This window comes from Bradyrhizobium sp. SZCCHNS1050 (assembly GCF_032484785.1).
GTDB lineage: Bacteria > Pseudomonadota > Alphaproteobacteria > Rhizobiales > Xanthobacteraceae > Bradyrhizobium.
Genome location: NZ_JAUETR010000002.1, coordinates 1,061,193 through 1,076,013, shown reverse-complemented (window position 1 = coordinate 1,076,013; position 14,821 = coordinate 1,061,193). Strand labels below are relative to the sequence as shown.

The 14,821-nt window shown below is 65.1% G+C and carries 11 protein-coding genes and 2 pseudogenes; 8 read left to right on the top strand and 5 right to left on the bottom strand.

Annotation, left to right across the window (positions count from 1 at the left end; genetic code table 11):
* The first annotated feature begins 233 nt into the window (after positions 1–233).
* From guaB to QX094_RS29355, 6 genes and pseudogenes are all read left to right on the top strand, one after another.
* On the top strand, positions 234–1,721 hold the full coding sequence (gene guaB, locus QX094_RS29380) for an IMP dehydrogenase (protein WP_315827414.1): 1,488 nt from the start codon (positions 234–236) through the stop codon (positions 1,719–1,721).
* Positions 1,722–1,916: 195 nt separating this feature from the next.
* Positions 1,917–2,939 carry an NADP-dependent oxidoreductase gene (locus QX094_RS29375; RefSeq protein WP_316185951.1) on the top strand — a complete coding sequence of 341 codons (1,023 nt, stop codon included), beginning with the start codon at positions 1,917–1,919 and terminating at the stop codon, positions 2,937–2,939.
* Between the two features lie 139 nt (positions 2,940–3,078).
* On the top strand, positions 3,079–3,420 hold the full coding sequence (locus QX094_RS29370) for an MAPEG family protein (RefSeq protein ID WP_315714408.1): 342 nt from the start codon (positions 3,079–3,081) through the stop codon (positions 3,418–3,420).
* A 15-nt stretch (positions 3,421–3,435) separates the two neighbouring features.
* Positions 3,436–4,737, top strand: coding sequence for an RsmB/NOP family class I SAM-dependent RNA methyltransferase (locus QX094_RS29365; protein ID WP_316185952.1), 1,302 nt, complete (start codon positions 3,436–3,438; stop codon positions 4,735–4,737).
* 402 nt (positions 4,738–5,139) lie between these two features.
* The gene (gene guaA, locus QX094_RS29360) at positions 5,140–6,744 is read left to right on the top strand and encodes a glutamine-hydrolyzing GMP synthase (RefSeq protein WP_316185953.1); all 1,605 of its coding nucleotides are present in this window, start codon (positions 5,140–5,142) and stop codon (positions 6,742–6,744) included.
* 293 nt (positions 6,745–7,037) lie between these two features.
* Positions 7,038–8,293 (top strand): annotated as a pseudogene (locus QX094_RS29355) (tyrosine-type recombinase/integrase).
* Here the strand turns inward: QX094_RS29355 and QX094_RS29350 are convergent.
* From QX094_RS29350 to traA, 3 genes are all read right to left on the bottom strand, one after another.
* The gene (locus QX094_RS29350) at positions 8,247–8,543 is read right to left on the bottom strand and encodes a helix-turn-helix transcriptional regulator (protein ID WP_315705327.1); all 297 of its coding nucleotides are present in this window, start codon (positions 8,541–8,543) and stop codon (positions 8,247–8,249) included. The pseudogene QX094_RS29355 and the gene QX094_RS29350 sit on opposite strands and share 47 nt — an antisense overlap.
* Positions 8,544–8,685: 142 nt before the next feature.
* On the bottom strand, positions 8,686–8,901 hold the full coding sequence (locus QX094_RS29345) for an AlpA family transcriptional regulator (RefSeq protein ID WP_315705328.1): 216 nt from the start codon (positions 8,899–8,901) through the stop codon (positions 8,686–8,688).
* 124 nt (positions 8,902–9,025) lie between these two features.
* Positions 9,026–12,037 (bottom strand): Ti-type conjugative transfer relaxase TraA, encoded by a 3,012-nt coding sequence (gene traA, locus QX094_RS29340; protein ID WP_315714405.1) that lies wholly within the window; start codon positions 12,035–12,037, stop codon positions 9,026–9,028.
* A gap of 171 nt (positions 12,038–12,208) precedes the next feature.
* Between traA and QX094_RS29335 the strand changes: the two genes are divergently transcribed.
* Together QX094_RS29335 and QX094_RS29330 are read left to right on the top strand one after the other, a co-directional pair.
* Positions 12,209–12,535: a conjugal transfer protein TraD gene (locus QX094_RS29335; RefSeq protein WP_315705479.1), complete on the top strand. Its 327-nt coding sequence runs from the start codon at positions 12,209–12,211 to the stop codon at positions 12,533–12,535.
* A 1-nt stretch (position 12,536) separates the two neighbouring features.
* On the top strand, positions 12,537–12,803 hold the full coding sequence (locus QX094_RS29330) for a conjugal transfer protein TraD (RefSeq protein ID WP_315714404.1): 267 nt from the start codon (positions 12,537–12,539) through the stop codon (positions 12,801–12,803).
* A 10-nt stretch (positions 12,804–12,813) separates the two neighbouring features.
* On the opposite strand, the gene istB is transcribed toward QX094_RS29330, so the two are convergent.
* Positions 12,814–13,680, bottom strand: a complete 867-nt coding sequence (gene istB / locus QX094_RS29325) for an IS21-like element helper ATPase IstB (RefSeq protein ID WP_315714403.1) — start codon at positions 13,678–13,680, stop codon at positions 12,814–12,816.
* Positions 13,680–14,819 (bottom strand): annotated as a pseudogene (gene istA / locus QX094_RS29320) (IS21 family transposase); the annotation flags it as partial. The pseudogene istA and the gene istB, both read right to left, overlap by 1 nt.
* Positions 14,820–14,821 lie beyond the last annotated feature (2 nt).

The window sequence follows — 14,821 nt, the reverse complement described above, 5'->3', positions numbered from 1 at the left end:
TCTTCGCGACCTTTTGTTGCGCGTTTCGGACCTGATCGGGGCCGGTCTGGGCCGTTCTTCGCAATCGCGGGAGGACAGCGGATCGGCCCTTTGATTCGTCACAGGCCCATGCTATCGACCCGCGTCAACCCCACCGATGGGCACCGATTCGACGGCGAGGCATGGTCTCGACGGCGGCGTCGCTCATCCGTACCCGCATCGCGGCCGTTTTGGCCGCAGACAAGGAGTTGACGATGGCGACCGTCCAGACACTTCGCGAAGCCTTCACCTTCGACGACGTGCTCTTGAAGCCGGGCCTGTCCGATGTGCTGCCCTCCGAGGTCGACATCCGCTCGCGCGTGACGCGCGAGATCCCGCTCAACATTCCGATCATGGCCTCCGCCATGGATACCGTCACCGAGGCGCGCATGGCGATCGCCATGGCGCAGGCCGGCGGTATCGGCGTCATCCACCGCAATTTCGATCCCGAGGGCCAGGCCGCCCAGGTGCGCCAGGTCAAGAAGTTCGAGTCGGGCATGGTGGTGAACCCGCTGACCATCGCGCCGGACGCCACGCTCGCCGACGCGCTGGCGCTGATGAAGGATTACGGCTTCTCCGGCATCCCGGTGGTCACCGGCGGCGGCAAGGGCATCCCGGGCAAGCTGGTCGGCATCCTCACCAATCGCGACGTGCGCTTCGCCACCGATCCGCGCCAGAAGATCTCCGAGCTGATGACGCATGAGAACCTCGTCACCGTGCGCGAGGGCGTCGGCCAGGACGAGGCCAAGAAGATCCTGCACAAGCACCGCATCGAGAAGCTGCTGGTCGTCGACGACCAGTATCGCTGCGTCGGCCTGATCACCGTCAAGGACATGGAGAAGGCGGTCGCCCATCCGCTCGCCTGCAAGGACGGCCAGGGCCGGCTGCGCGTGGCCGCGGCGACGACGGTCGGCGAGGGCGGCTTCGAGCGCACCGAAAAGCTGATCGAGGCCGGCGTCGACCTCGTCGTGGTCGACACCGCGCATGGTCATTCCTCGCGCGTGCTCGAGGCGGTCAACCGCATCAAGCGCATCTCCAACGCGGTGCAGGTGATCGCCGGCAACATCGCCACCCGCGACGGCGCGCAGGCGCTGATCGATGCCGGCGCAGACGCGGTCAAGGTCGGCATCGGCCCGGGCTCGATCTGCACCACGCGCATTGTCGCCGGCGTCGGCGTGCCGCAGCTCACCGCGATCATGGATGCGGTCGAGGCCGCCAAGAAGGCCGACGTACCGGTGATCGCCGATGGCGGCATCAAGTTCTCCGGCGACCTCGCCAAGGCGCTCGCCGCCGGTGCCGATGTCGCCATGGTCGGTTCGCTGCTCGCCGGCACCGACGAGACCCCGGGCGAAGTGTTCCTGTGGCAGGGCCGCTCCTACAAGGCCTATCGCGGCATGGGCTCGGTCGGCGCGATGGCGCGCGGCTCGGCCGACCGCTACTTCCAGCAGGACATCAAGGACACCTTGAAGCTCGTGCCGGAGGGCATCGAGGGCCAGGTGCCGTACAAGGGCCCGGTCGGCAACGTCATGCACCAGCTCGCCGGCGGCCTCCGTGCAGCCATGGGCTATGTCGGCGCCAAGGATCTCGGCGAATTTCACTCCAAGGCCGAGTTCGTCCGCATCACCGGCGCCGGCCTGCGCGAAAGCCACGTCCACGACGTGACGATCACCCGCGAAAGCCCGAACTATCCGGGTGGGGCGTAAGCCATACCCACGTCATTCCGGGGCAGCGCGACGCGCAACGCGCGGCGTGCTGAACCCGGAATCCCGATATTGTCTTGCATCATCACCTGCGCACCTCACCTCTGGATTCCGGGTTCGCGCTAACGCGCGCCCCGGAATGACGGAGGAGAGGGCACCGCTCCCTCAGCAAGCATAATAACATCAGGAGGAAACACCATGTCCCAAGCCAAGCGCATCGTTCTCGCCGCCCGTCCCGTCGGCGAGCCCAAGCCCACTGATTTCCGTCTCGAGGACTACGCCGTCCCGACGCCGGGCGCGGGCGAGGTGCTGCTGCGCACGATCTGGCTGTCGCTCGATCCGTACATGCGCGGGCGCATGAGCGACGGGCCGTCCTATGCCCAGCCGGTGCCGGTCGGCGGCGTCATGGAAGCGGGGACCGTCTGCGAAGTCGTGGCCTCCAACAATCCCGGCTTCAAGGCCGGCGATATCGTGCTGGCGCGCGCCGGCTGGCAGACGCACGCGATCTCCGACGGCAAGGGCCTCGCCAAGGTCGATCCGGCGCTGGCGCCGATCTCGACCGCCGTCGGCGTGCTCGGCATGCCCGGCATGACCGCCTACACCGGCCTGCTCGACATCGGCCAGCCCAAGGCCGGCGAAACGGTCGTGGTTGCCGCGGCCTCCGGTGCGGTCGGCTCGGCGGTCGGGCAGATCGCCAGGATCAAGGGCGCCCGCGCCATCGGCATCGCCGGCGGCAAGGACAAATGCGACTATGTGAAGAACGAGTTCGGCTTCGACGACTGCCTCGATCACCGCGATCCCGATCTCGCCGCGAAGCTGAAAGAGGCCTGCCCCAAGGGCATCGACGTCTATTTCGAGAATGTCGGCGGCCCGGTGTTCGAGGCGGTGTTCCCGCTGTTCAACGCCTTCGCCCGCATGCCGGTCTGCGGCCTGATCGCGCATTACAACGACACCCAGTCGGTCGCGCCGAAATGGGCCGGCGCGCTGATGCGCAACGTGCTGACCAAGCGGCTGACCATCCGCGGCTTCATCGTCTCCGACTTCGCCTCCCGCCATGGCGACTTCCTCAAGGACATGTCGGCCTGGGTCCGCGACGGCAAGGTCAAGTACAAGGAGTACGTCACCGAGGGCCTGGAGAACGCGCCGTCCGCGTTCATGGGCCTGCTCAAGGGCGCCAATTTCGGCAAGCAGCTGGTGCGGGTCGGACCCGACAAGGCCTGAGCACGCCTGATGTAATTCTTAAGCCTGTCTGGAAAAAAGCGGGAACCACGGGCGCTTATCGGGAGTCCTGAGGGAACCGGTTCATCCACGAGGGCCCGGCATCATGCCGGGCCTTCGACTTTCCCGAGGGGGATTTTCCATGTCGCTGACCATGGTGCTGCTGCCCGTCTTCGTGCAGGTCGGGCTCACCTTCGCGCTGCTGTTCTGGAACAGGACACGGGCACAAACCGCTGACGTCGCCGACGAATTCGGCCTGCCGACGCTGTTCTACGCGCTGATCGCGATTGCGCTGCCGCTGCGGCATGCCGATCTGGTCATCGTGCTGCTGTCCTGGGTGTTCGTGGTGACCCGCTTCGTCAATGCCGGCCTCGTCAGCGGCGCCAAGGACAGCCGCCAGCGCGGGCTCGCCTGGATCGCCTCGGCGCTGGTGCTGCTGGCGATGTGGCTGTATTTCGCCCTCAAGATCCTTCTCCTGATCTAGAACTGGACCTCCTGAATGACCCCCGCCGCCCGGCTGTCCGCCGCCATCGACATCATCGAGACCATCGAGGCCCAGAGGGCGCCGGCGGCCAAGGCCTTGAAGGACTGGGGCACCAGCCACCGCTTCGCCGGCTCCGGCGACCGGGCCGCCATCGCCGGCCTGGTCTGGGACGTGCTCCGCCGCCGTGCCTCCAGCGCCTATGTCATGGAGGACGACACGGCGCGGGCGCGGGTGCTCGGCATGCTCAAGCTCGAGCGCGGCCTCGATGTGCCGACCATCGCGGCGATGTGCGACGGCAGCCGCTTCGCGCCGCCGCCCTTGACCGCGCAGGAGGAGACGGCGCTGGCCTCGCGCACGACCGAGGGCGCGCCGCCGCCGGTCGCCGGCGACTATCCCGACTGGCTCGACCCGTATCTCACTGCGGTGTTCGGCGACGACCGCGTCGCGGAGGCCATGGCGATGGCCAGCCGCGCGCCGCTCGACCTGCGCGTCAACACGCTGAAGGCCAAGCGCGACAAGGTGCAGGCCTCGCTGAAGCATCTCGGCGCGGTGCCGACGCCGTGGTCGCCGATCGGCCTGCGCATCACGCTCGGTGCCGACGCGCGCAATCCCGGAATCCATGCCGAGGAGGATTTCATCAAGGGCGCGATCGAGGTCCAGGACGAGGGCTCGCAGCTCGCGGCGCTGTTCACGGCCGCCAAGCCCGGCGAGCAGGTCATCGACCTCTGCGCCGGCGCCGGCGGCAAGACCTTGGCGCTGGCCGCGATGATGGGCGGCAAGGGCCGGCTGATCGCCACCGACCACGACAAGCGCCAGCTCGCGCCCATCCACGAGCGGCTGTCGCGCGCCGGCGTCCACAATGCCGATGTGCGCAGCCCCAAGGGTGACGCCGATCCGCTCGCCGACATCAAGGCCTCGGCCGATCTCGTCGTCATCGATGCCCCCTGCACGGGCACCGGCACCTGGCGCCGCAATCCCGACGCCAAATGGCGCATGCGCCCCGGCGCGCTGGAGATCCGGCTGAAGGACCAGGCCGAAGTGCTCGACCGCGCCGCCTCCCTGGTCAAGCCCGGCGGCCGCATCGCCTACATCACCTGCTCGGTGCTGCAGCCCGAAAATGGCGACCAGGTCCGCGCCTTCGTGGATCGGCACCCGGCCTTCGCCATCCAGCCCCCAGACCAGACCGCCACCGTCCTCTGGGACAAGGCCGAGGCCTTCGCCGAGGCCGCGCTGAAGACGGAGGAGGGCTGGCTGATGACCCCGCGCCGGACGGGGACGGACGGGTTCTTCGTGTCGGTATTGAAGAAGCAGGCCTAAACTCCACCCACCGCCGTCATTGCGAGCGCAGCGAAGCAATCCAGGGTTGCGCGCGAGACTCTGGATTGCTTCGCTGCGCTCGCAATGACGGAGGAGGCAGCCGCGGCATCCTCCACCGTCGTCCTCTGCGAAAGCGGGGGACCCAGTAATCCACCCGCCGGTCGTGGCCGACCGAGACGCCGCGGCGTACTGGATACCCCGCCTTCGCGGGGTATGACGGCGTTGCCACAAGCACGCTGTCATTCCGGGACGCGCCCCTTGGCGCGGGCCCGGAATCCATACTCCCGGTCGTGGTTATGGATTCCGGGCTCGCGCTCCGCGCGCCCCGGAATGACGGGGAGGAAAGGGCGTCAACCCCGGCGAAGGGTTGCGGGACTCGTGCTCTCGGCGTAATTCCTTGCCATGACAGCCCAGCCCAACACCCCCGCCAGCGCCGCCACTGACACCTCCGTGGCCGCGCTCCACGACAAGATCCTGATCGTCGATTTCGGCAGCCAGGTCACGCAGCTGATCGCGCGCCGGGTGCGCGAGGACGGCGTGTATTGCGAGATCGTGCCGTTCCAGAAGGCGGAGGCCGCCTTCCGGCAGATGCAGCCGAAGGCCGTGATCCTGTCCGGCGGCCCCGAATCCGTCCACGAAGAGGGCTCCCCGCGCGCCCCGCAACTGATCTTCGACTCGGGCGTCCCCGTGATGGGCATCTGCTACGGCCAGATGACGATGGCCGCCCAGCTCGGCGGCACCGTCGAGGGCGGCCATCACCGCGAGTTCGGCCGCGCCGACGTCGAGGTGAAGACATCGAGCCGCCTGTTCGACGGCGTCTGGCAGCCGGGCGAGCAGCACCAAGTGTGGATGAGCCATGGCGACCGCATCACCCAGATGCCGCCGGGCTTCTCTGTCGCCGGCGTCTCGCCGAACGCACCGTTCGCCGTGATCCAGGACGAGCAGCGCAAGTATTACGGCCTGATGTTCCACCCCGAGGTGGTGCACACGCCGGACGGCGCCAAGCTGATCCGCAACTTCGTCCGCAACATCGCCGGTCTCGGCGGTGACTGGACCATGCACGCCTTCCGCGCCGAGGAGATCAAGAAGATCCGCGCGCAGGTGGGGAAAGGCAAGGTGATCTGCGGCCTCTCCGGTGGCGTTGATTCCGCTGTCGCCGCGGTGCTGATCCACGAGGCGATCGGCGACCAGCTCACCTGCGTGTTCGTCGATCACGGCCTGCTCAGGCTCAACGAGGCCGAGACCGTCGTCGACCTGTTCCGGCACCACTACAACATCCCGCTGGTGCATGTGGACGCCTCAAAGCTCTTCCTCGGCGAGCTCGCGGGGGTCACCGACCCGGAAGCGAAGCGCAAGACGATCGGACGCCTCTTCATCGACGTGTTCGAGGCCGAAGCCAAGAAGATCGGCGGCGCCGATTTCCTGGCGCAGGGCACGCTCTATCCCGACGTGATCGAGAGCGTCTCCTTCACCGGCGGTCCCTCGGTGACGATCAAGTCGCACCACAATGTCGGCGGCCTTCCGGCCCGCATGAACATGAAGCTGGTCGAGCCGCTGCGCGAATTGTTCAAGGACGAGGTCCGCGTGCTTGGCCGCGAGCTCGGCCTGCCGGATGTGTTCGTCGGCCGCCACCCGTTCCCGGGCCCGGGCCTCGCCATCCGCTGCCCCGGCGAGATCACGGTCGACAAGCTCGACATCCTGCGCAAGGCCGACGCCATCTACATCGACGAGATCCGCAAGGCCGGCCTCTACGACACCATCTGGCAGGCTTTTGCGGTGCTGCTCCCCGTCAAGACCGTCGGCGTCATGGGCGACGGCCGCACCTACGACTACGTCGTCGGCCTGCGCGCCGTCACGTCGACCGACGGCATGACGGCGGATTTCTATCCGTTTGATATGAAGTTTTTGGGCAATACGGCCACGCGCATCATCAACGAGGTGAAGGGCGTGAATAGGGTGGTGTACGATGTGACGAGCAAGCCGCCGGGGACGATTGAGTGGGAATAATTCGCGCCTATCCGAAGCTCGCCAGATCTATCCAAATCTACGCACTAACCATCTGAAATAAAAAATAAATTCTGCCGATACCTATCGCGGGCTATCGGTGGACGATGGTCCAGCGTGCCGGACTGTTTGGCGGCATCGGCTTCCATATTCCCACCCCGTTTTGATCGATACCGTCAGCTCGAAATGAGCCCTGACGGTATTTCTTTTGGTCCAACCAATTGAAATAGCGTCGCTTTCCTTTCAGATCCGCGGCCGAAATCGGCATGACGGTATCGAACCCAGAAGGCGGACAAATGCTGACCGATGCCGCGCTTAAGCATCTGAGACCAAAGGAAAAGTCCTACAAGGTGACCGATCGGGACGGCATGTACGTCCTCGTCAGCACGAAGGGCTCGATCTCGTTCCGGCTCGACTATCGGATGAACGGACGCAGGGAGACCATCACCTTCGGCAAATACGGTCCGGCCGAGCTGTCGCTTGCACGAGCAAGAGAGCTCTGCATCGATGCTAGGCGCGCCATCAAGGAGGGGCGCTCACCAGCCATCGAGAAGCAGCGCGCAAAACGGCGCCTGATGGAAGCCAAGGCATTCGGCGAGTTTGGTGAGAAGTGGCTCACAGGCGCTCCCATGGCTGACAGCACGAGAGCGATGCGTCGTTCAATTTTCGAGCGCGAGCTGTTGCCGCCTTGGCGGAGGCGATTGTTGTCCGAAATCACGCCGGACGATTTGCGGAAGCATTGTGCGGCAATCGTCGACCGGGGGGCGCCGGCAACCGCGATCCACGTCCGCGATATCGTCAAGCAGATCTATGGCTTTGCGATTCTGCACGGCGAGAAGGTCGCCAATCCAGCCGACGACGTCGGTCCATCATCGATCGCGCAGTTTGTACCCCGCGATCGCTCGCTGTCGCCTACAGAAATCCGGATCATGCTCAAGCAGCTGGAGCATGTTGCGACACTGCCAACGATCCGGCTCGGCGTGAGGCTGTATCTTCTCACCATGGTGCGGAAAAGCGAATTGCAGGATGCGACCTGGGATGAAGTTGACTTCGAGAATGCTGTCTGGACCATCCCAAAGGAGCGGATGAAGCGGTCGAAGGCGCATAATGTGTACCTCTCGCGCCAGATGCTCGATATCTTCATTGCGCTGAAAACCTGCGCCGGCAACTCGCGATATGTGCTTCCATCCAGGTATGATGCCGACAGCCCGATGTCGCGAGCGACCTTCAATCGTGTCACCACCGCAGTCGTCGAACGCGCTCGGAACGAGGGGCTGCCCCTGGAACATTTCACGGTGCACGACCTCAGGCGGACGGCGTCGACACTGCTCAACGAGCTTGGGTTCAACAGTGATTGGATCGAGAAGTGTCTGGCCCACGAGGATGGTCGCTCGTCGCGTGGCGTCTACAACAAGGCGGAGTACGAGCTGCAGCGGCGCCACATGATGCAGGAATGGTCTAACATCCTCGACGCCTGGGTCGGAGGAAAAAGTATTCTCCGGTGCTTATTCCGCCTTCGATGCCGATCTTCGAGCCCGATCCTGCTCTTTGACCGGACGGCTTTGTCGCAGTTTCACGTCTGGATGTGGAGCACGGGTGAGGGGCGCGCTCCGGCGCAGCGAAAGCCAGGCCTCCACTTCACTCAGGTCCCACACAACGCAGCGAGGAGAGAGCGCGAAGCGTCGTGGGAATTCGCCGCGCTGCTCCATTTCGTAGATGGTGCTGTCGGCAAGAGGCACCATTTCACGGAGCTGATGCCGTCGAATTGTTCGTCTTAGTCCCGTGCTTTCCTGGCGAGCCATGATCGTTATCCTTTTGCGAACCTCAGCAATTGAATTCGATCCAACTCGAATGAACAGCAATACTTTTATCGGTGCAGCAATCGGAAGTGCCCGCCAACGAACGAAAGCAATCGGCCACTCTAGCGGATTTCAGGCAGGAGCCTCACCGAACTTCATCGAACTCGCCTATCGGACGCCATCCGACTGGATCTGCGATCCATCGGTTGATTTCGGATTCATGCCAGCCTGTGCCGTTGGTGCTGATCTTGAGCTGGGCCGGGAACGTGCCATCGGCGATCTTGCGGTAGATCGTCGACCGGGACAGCCCGGTCCTGGCGAGGACGGTCTTTAACCGGACTATGCGGTCTGGTTCGCGCATGGCCGCGCTGCCTCTTGCTGGCTGTTTCTGACGGCTTCTGAGACCAGACAGGCCAAACAGTTGGGGGGCGCACAAGAGGATCTCGTACGTTGACTGGTGTAGCGTAGAGCCGGCGGCAGACAGGTCAAATCCCGATGCTCCGGCCTCTGCCGAGATCGATGCCATGCGCTAAGGCCAAATCCTGCCCGAGCCGGCGGCCTGATTCGAACGCGATGCCGAGGTCTTTCTTGCGGCTGGCGAGGATGGATTCCAGTTGCGGATCGCGTTCGAGGCTTTTCGCCATATCGCCCATCGCCGAGCGGGCGGCCTTATAGCCGGCCATGTCGCCCACTTGATACTGGCGCTGGCTGCTATGGTCGAGCTTCTGCCATTGCTCCACAAAGCGATCGGCGCGACGGCCCGGATCGATGCGGAGTTCGGTTTCGAGCTGGAGTGCGCGAACTGCGCGGCCGACCTGGCCGCCACCCGCCTCGCGGGCCAGTTCAGGGCTCTTCTTGTAGACGGTTTCTGCGTCGTGCGAGCCATAGGGCCGCACCGCCTCGAAGGCCTGACGGGCTTTCTGCAGCTCTTTCACCTGCGCAGGGTTGGCTTCGCCGCCCATCTCGTGCGCTGCGAAGATCGCATCCACAGCCCGGGCATGGCGCACGAGCGCTCGGGTTCGCGCGCGACGTAGCTCCTTGTCCGCCTCTTCGACCACGTTCCTGTCTGGCGTTTCGGCTACGCGCCGCTCGGCTCCCATACCGCTCGTTTCCCTTGCCGGGGTTGCCGGTTCCGGCCTCCGTCCGTCATCCGGGCCGGGCGCATCTGCAGGAGAGTGAAGGCCGTCCAACCTGTCGCGCAGCTTCTCCGGCACGACCTTGCGGACGATGTCGGCCACGCGCTCGCGGAACGTGATCCCACGCCGCTCGGCATAGCTCCGGACCGGATCGGCACGGTCGTAGTCCGAGGCCATGTCCTTGGCCCGATCGCGCGACAGGACGCGGACGAGCAGGTCCGCATTGGCAAAATCGTCACGGCCATAATGCAGGTCCACGCTGTCGCGGTGCCGCGACAGGGCAACATAGCTGCCATGGGCGTCCATCCCGGGCGTCGCCAGCACATGCGCGCGGTTGACCGTCATGCCCTGCGCTTTGTGGATCGTGGCCGCATAGCCATGGTCGATCCGATTATAATCCTTGAGGTCGAAGCGCACGGATCGGCCATCGTCGATCTGCACGGTCATGGATTGCGCGCTGACCTGTTCGACAGTCCCGAGCGTGCCGTTCTTCACGCCAAGGCCGCGTTCGTTCTGCAGGAACATGACGCGATCCCCGCTGGCGAAGGCTCTCGCGCCGCGCTCGACCGTCACACGCACATCGTCGCCAAGATCGCCTGCAGCCCGCATCCGCTCGCGCGCCGCCTCGTTCAGGATGCGAACCTCGTCGTTGGTGTGGGTCAGGATGATCCGGCTTCGATCCGGCGATGCCTGCCGGTCGCGCTCCCAGCGCCCGATCAGATCGCCGCGTGCCTGCTCGCGGGTCTGGGCCTCATGCACCATACGGTGGGCGCGGTAAGCTCCGAGCGCGTGGCTCACTTTGCCCGTCGCCAGATCGCGCGTGGCGTCGCGCTGCCAGTCTTCCCTCTGACGGCGCACTTCGCCGATCTCGGCGCCACCGTGACGCTCATGGATCGACCGGAATGCCGCGCCCGCCTCGATGGCCTGCAGTTGTTGCGGATCGCCGACCAGCACGACCTTAGCGCCCGCTTCGGCAGCATGGGACAGCACGCGCTGGAGTTGCCGCGTACCGACCATGCCGGCCTCGTCGATCACCAGGACATCGCGGTTCGTGAGCAGGTCTCGGCCCTGTTCCCAGCCATGCTCCATGCTGGCAATGGTGCGAGAGGATATGCCCGATCCGCTTTCGAGGTTTTCCGCAGCAATGCCGGACAGAGCCGCGCCCCGGACCTCGAGGCCTGCCGCTTCCCAGGCCTCCCGCGCTACCCCCAACATCGCGCTCTTTCCCGTCCCGGCATGGCCGAGGACGACGCTGAGATCGCGCCCGGCCGTGACATGCGCCAAGGCCTCGGCCTGCTCTGACGATAGGAGCAGACCGCGCGCTTCCGCACGCACCAAAGCGGCTTGGCGGTCCGCGTGGCGTACCTCACGGCGCTCCCGGTCCGCCATCAATTCAGCGGCGCGATGCAGTCGCCGTTCTGCCTCGATCATTGCGCGGGTGGTGAACCGATCCTCGCCGCGACCGTCCTTGCCGAGTTCGACCAGATCGGGCGCTCCCTGCATCGCGCCCAGGACCGCTTTGAACTGGTCGAGTCCGTCACTGTGCCGGTGCGCAAACTTTGCCATATCGCGGCGTGTGAAGGTCGATTGTTGCTGGGTGATTGAATCGAGCCCTACGGTGGGATCGGCGACGATCCGCGCGCCATTACCGCGCGCAATCTCGCGGTGTATCTCGGCACGATCGGCCTCACCCCCGTCGCCTGCGGTGCCCCGAACCTCGATCCGTTGAGCGGGCGCGCCGATCTGGCTTTGCGGCTCCAGCGCGATGCCCTGGGCTTCCAGACTGCGATGGTCGATCCGCGCGTCGATGTCGAGTTCGGCCAAGCGATCGTTTGCGAGCTCCGCCCAGCGTTCGCGCCAGCGCTCGACCATCTCGGTGCGGTTCCAATCCCGTACCTTCCGGCCAAACCCGTTCTCGTCCACCGCGCGCATGGTCAGCATGACATGGACATGGGGCTTGGGCATGCCGTCCTCGGCCATATCCCAATGCACATTGAGGTCGGCGACCATGCCCAGACCTACGAACTCGCCCCGAACGAAGTCGCGGGCCAACTCGATGCCCTGCGCCTCGCTCAGCTCGCGCGGAAGGGCGAACTCCACCTCCCGGGCAAGCTGCGCATCTTTCCGCACTTCGAACGCCTCGACATCGTTCCAAAGCCGTTCGCGGTCGCTCCACGCCCTCGGCGCGTTCTCTGGCAGCATCACCTCGGAATGGACAACTCCGCGTTTTCCGGAAAAGTCGTGGCTGCGCTCAAGCCGCTCATCACGCAGCCGCGAGGCGGAGCGGTAGGCGGCCGACGCCACCGCACTGCTCCCGGCCTTCCGGCCAATGACCTTGACGTGAAGATGATAGATCGCCATCGCGATCGGATCAGTGACACGGCAGAGCGCACGTCGGAACGACGTATAAGCGCGCCCTCCCTCGAAAAAATCTCGGGAGGGACTACCGCATCTCAGGCCGTCCTGACTACCTTACAACATTGTGCCGCGGGCTCGACTATCATCTCTCCATCAACACCGATGGAGACGATGATGCGCAAGCCTAGGGATTTTGATGCCGAACTGAAGGCACTTGAGGACAAGGCGCGCGACCTGAAAAGCCGCAAAGTGCAGCAGCTCGGCGAACTTGTCATCGCCACCGGGGCAGATGCGCTTAGCGCCAATGAACTGGCTGGTGCGCTGATCGTGCTGGCCGAGACAAAGGAGGCCGGAAAGAGGGAGGCATGGGCCAGGCGAGGGGCCGCCTTCTTTCAGGGACGGTCGCGCCGAACTGCGCCGGCAGCTGATCGCAACGCTAGTGGCCCTTCGGCGCAACCGGACGGCGCGCAACAGGCATCAAACCGCAAGGGCGCGACATGACATGCGCACATGGCAAGTCGAGCGCCGCAAGCGGACCCGGCATCTCATCGAACTCGGCGGTCTCGTCGTTAGAGCGGGCATCGTGGACTTGACTGGCGATGACCGTGCCATGATCTACGGCGCGCTGCTTTGGATGGCTGCCAAGCTCCAAAGCGGTCAGGCCGAAGAGGCGCGAGCACTTTGGACGGCAAAGGGGAAGCAAGCGTTCGAGGCGGGTCCGGGGACTCACAATCAGACTGATCGAACTGGTCTGGCGGTTCGTCGTTGATGCACGACTGTCAACCGGCGTTCAAAATTGACCCCGGATCGGCGTCCAACTTTGACCCCCTGGTGCCACGAGTCCTGGCGATAGCGCTCGCGGCGTCGGAGCTGGTCGGGGTTGCGGAGACGCCGCGAGCGCGGGTTGGGATATGATCTTCGTCGCGGCTCTTGAAGCGCCAGCTGTCATTGCCGGTTTCGATGATGTCGCAGTGGTGGGTCAGGCGGTCCAGCAGCGCAGTCGTCATCTTGGCATCGGTGAAGACGGTCGGCCATTCGCCGAACGACAGGTTCGTGGTGACGATTACCGAGGTGCGCTCGTAGAGTCGGCTGATCAGGTGGAACAGCAGCTGGCCGCCGGACTGAGCAAATGGCAGATAGCCGAGCTCGTCGAGCACGACGAAGTCCATGCGGGTCAGGTGGTCGGCGAGCCGGCCCTGCCGGCCATTGCGGGCCTCGGATTCCAGCCGGTTGACGAGGTCGACGACGTTGAAGAAGCGGCCACGGGCACCGGCACGGATGCAGCTGCGGGCAATCGCGATGGCCAGATGCGTCTTTCCGGTCCCGGTGCCGCCGATCAGGACGGCGTTACGCTGCTGAGCAAGGAAGCTGCCACCGGCGAGATCGCGCGCCAGAGCTACGTTGATCGGCGTACCCTCGAACTGGAAGTCGCCGAGATCCTTGGCCAGCGGCAGCTTGGCGATGGTGAGCTGGTACTTGATCGAGCGGGCCTGCTTCTCGCTGATCTCGGCGGTCAGCAGATCGCCGATGATGCGCTGGGGCTCATGCTGGCGCTTGACGGCGTTGGCCATGATCTCGTCGAAGGCAGCCTTCATGCCATGGAGCTCAAGCTCACCCATGAGATCGAAGAGTTCGGATCGTTCCATCAGACGGTTCTCCTGAGGTTGTCGTAACGGGCGCAATCGGCGACCGGGGCGTGGCGAAGGGTCAGTGCGGCGGGCGTGAAGATGGTGGGAGGCGGTTCCGGGTTGCGCCGGCGCGCCAGGATGTTGAGGATGACGTCGGCGGAGTGGACGCCTTCGGCGATCGCCTCGGTGCAGGCGGCCTCGACCGCCGGCAGGCCATCGGTCAGCACAGCGGTGAGGATATCGACCATTTGCCGCCCGCCATCCTCGACACCGGCGAGCCTGCGCCGCACGCGCTCCATCGCAGCCGGCAGCACCCAGTCCTTGAAGGGCGCACCATTGCGCAGAGCGCCGGGCTTGCGGGCGAGCACCGGGACGTAGTGCCAGGGGTCGTAGAGCGTCTCGCCTCGGCCGAACGCGCGGCTGTGCTCAGCGACGATCCTGCCGTCCTGGCGGATGAGGATGCGGTCCGCATAGGCATGGACCTCGACCGGGCGGCCGACGGCGCTGGCTGCGACCGAGTACTTGTTGTTGTCGAAGCGGACCAGACACGTCTTCGAGACCGAGGCCGGCACCGCATGGAAGCCGTCGAACCGACCGACATAGGGGACGAGCTTGGGGCGTTCGGCCTCGAACACCTCCCAGATCGTCTGCTCCGCCAACTCGGGATGGCGATGTGCCTTGGCGTAGGCGATGCACTTGTCGAGCAGCCTGGCGTTCAGCTCCTCGTAACTCCTGAACCGCAGCCGAGGCGTGAAGAAGCGCTCGCGGACCAGGCCGACCTGGTTCTCGACCTGGCCCTTCTCCCAGCCCGAGGCGGGCGTGCAGGCGACCGGCTCGACCAGATGATGGCTGCACATCTGAAGGAAGCGGCGATTGTATTGCCGGTCCTTGCCGACGAACACGGTCTCGACCGCGGTCTTCATGTTGTCGTAGATGCCGCGACGGCAGGCGCCCTTGAACAAGGCAAACGCCCGGTCGTGAGCGTCGAACACCATCTCCTGCGTCTCGCGCGGATAGGCGCGGACGAACAGCATCCGGCTGTGACAGAGCCGGACATGGGCGACCTTCACGGTCACCGTCACTCCGTTCAACAGGACGATCTCGTGGCTCCAGTCGAACTGGTAGGCCTCGCCCGGCGCGAAGCTCAACGGCACATCAC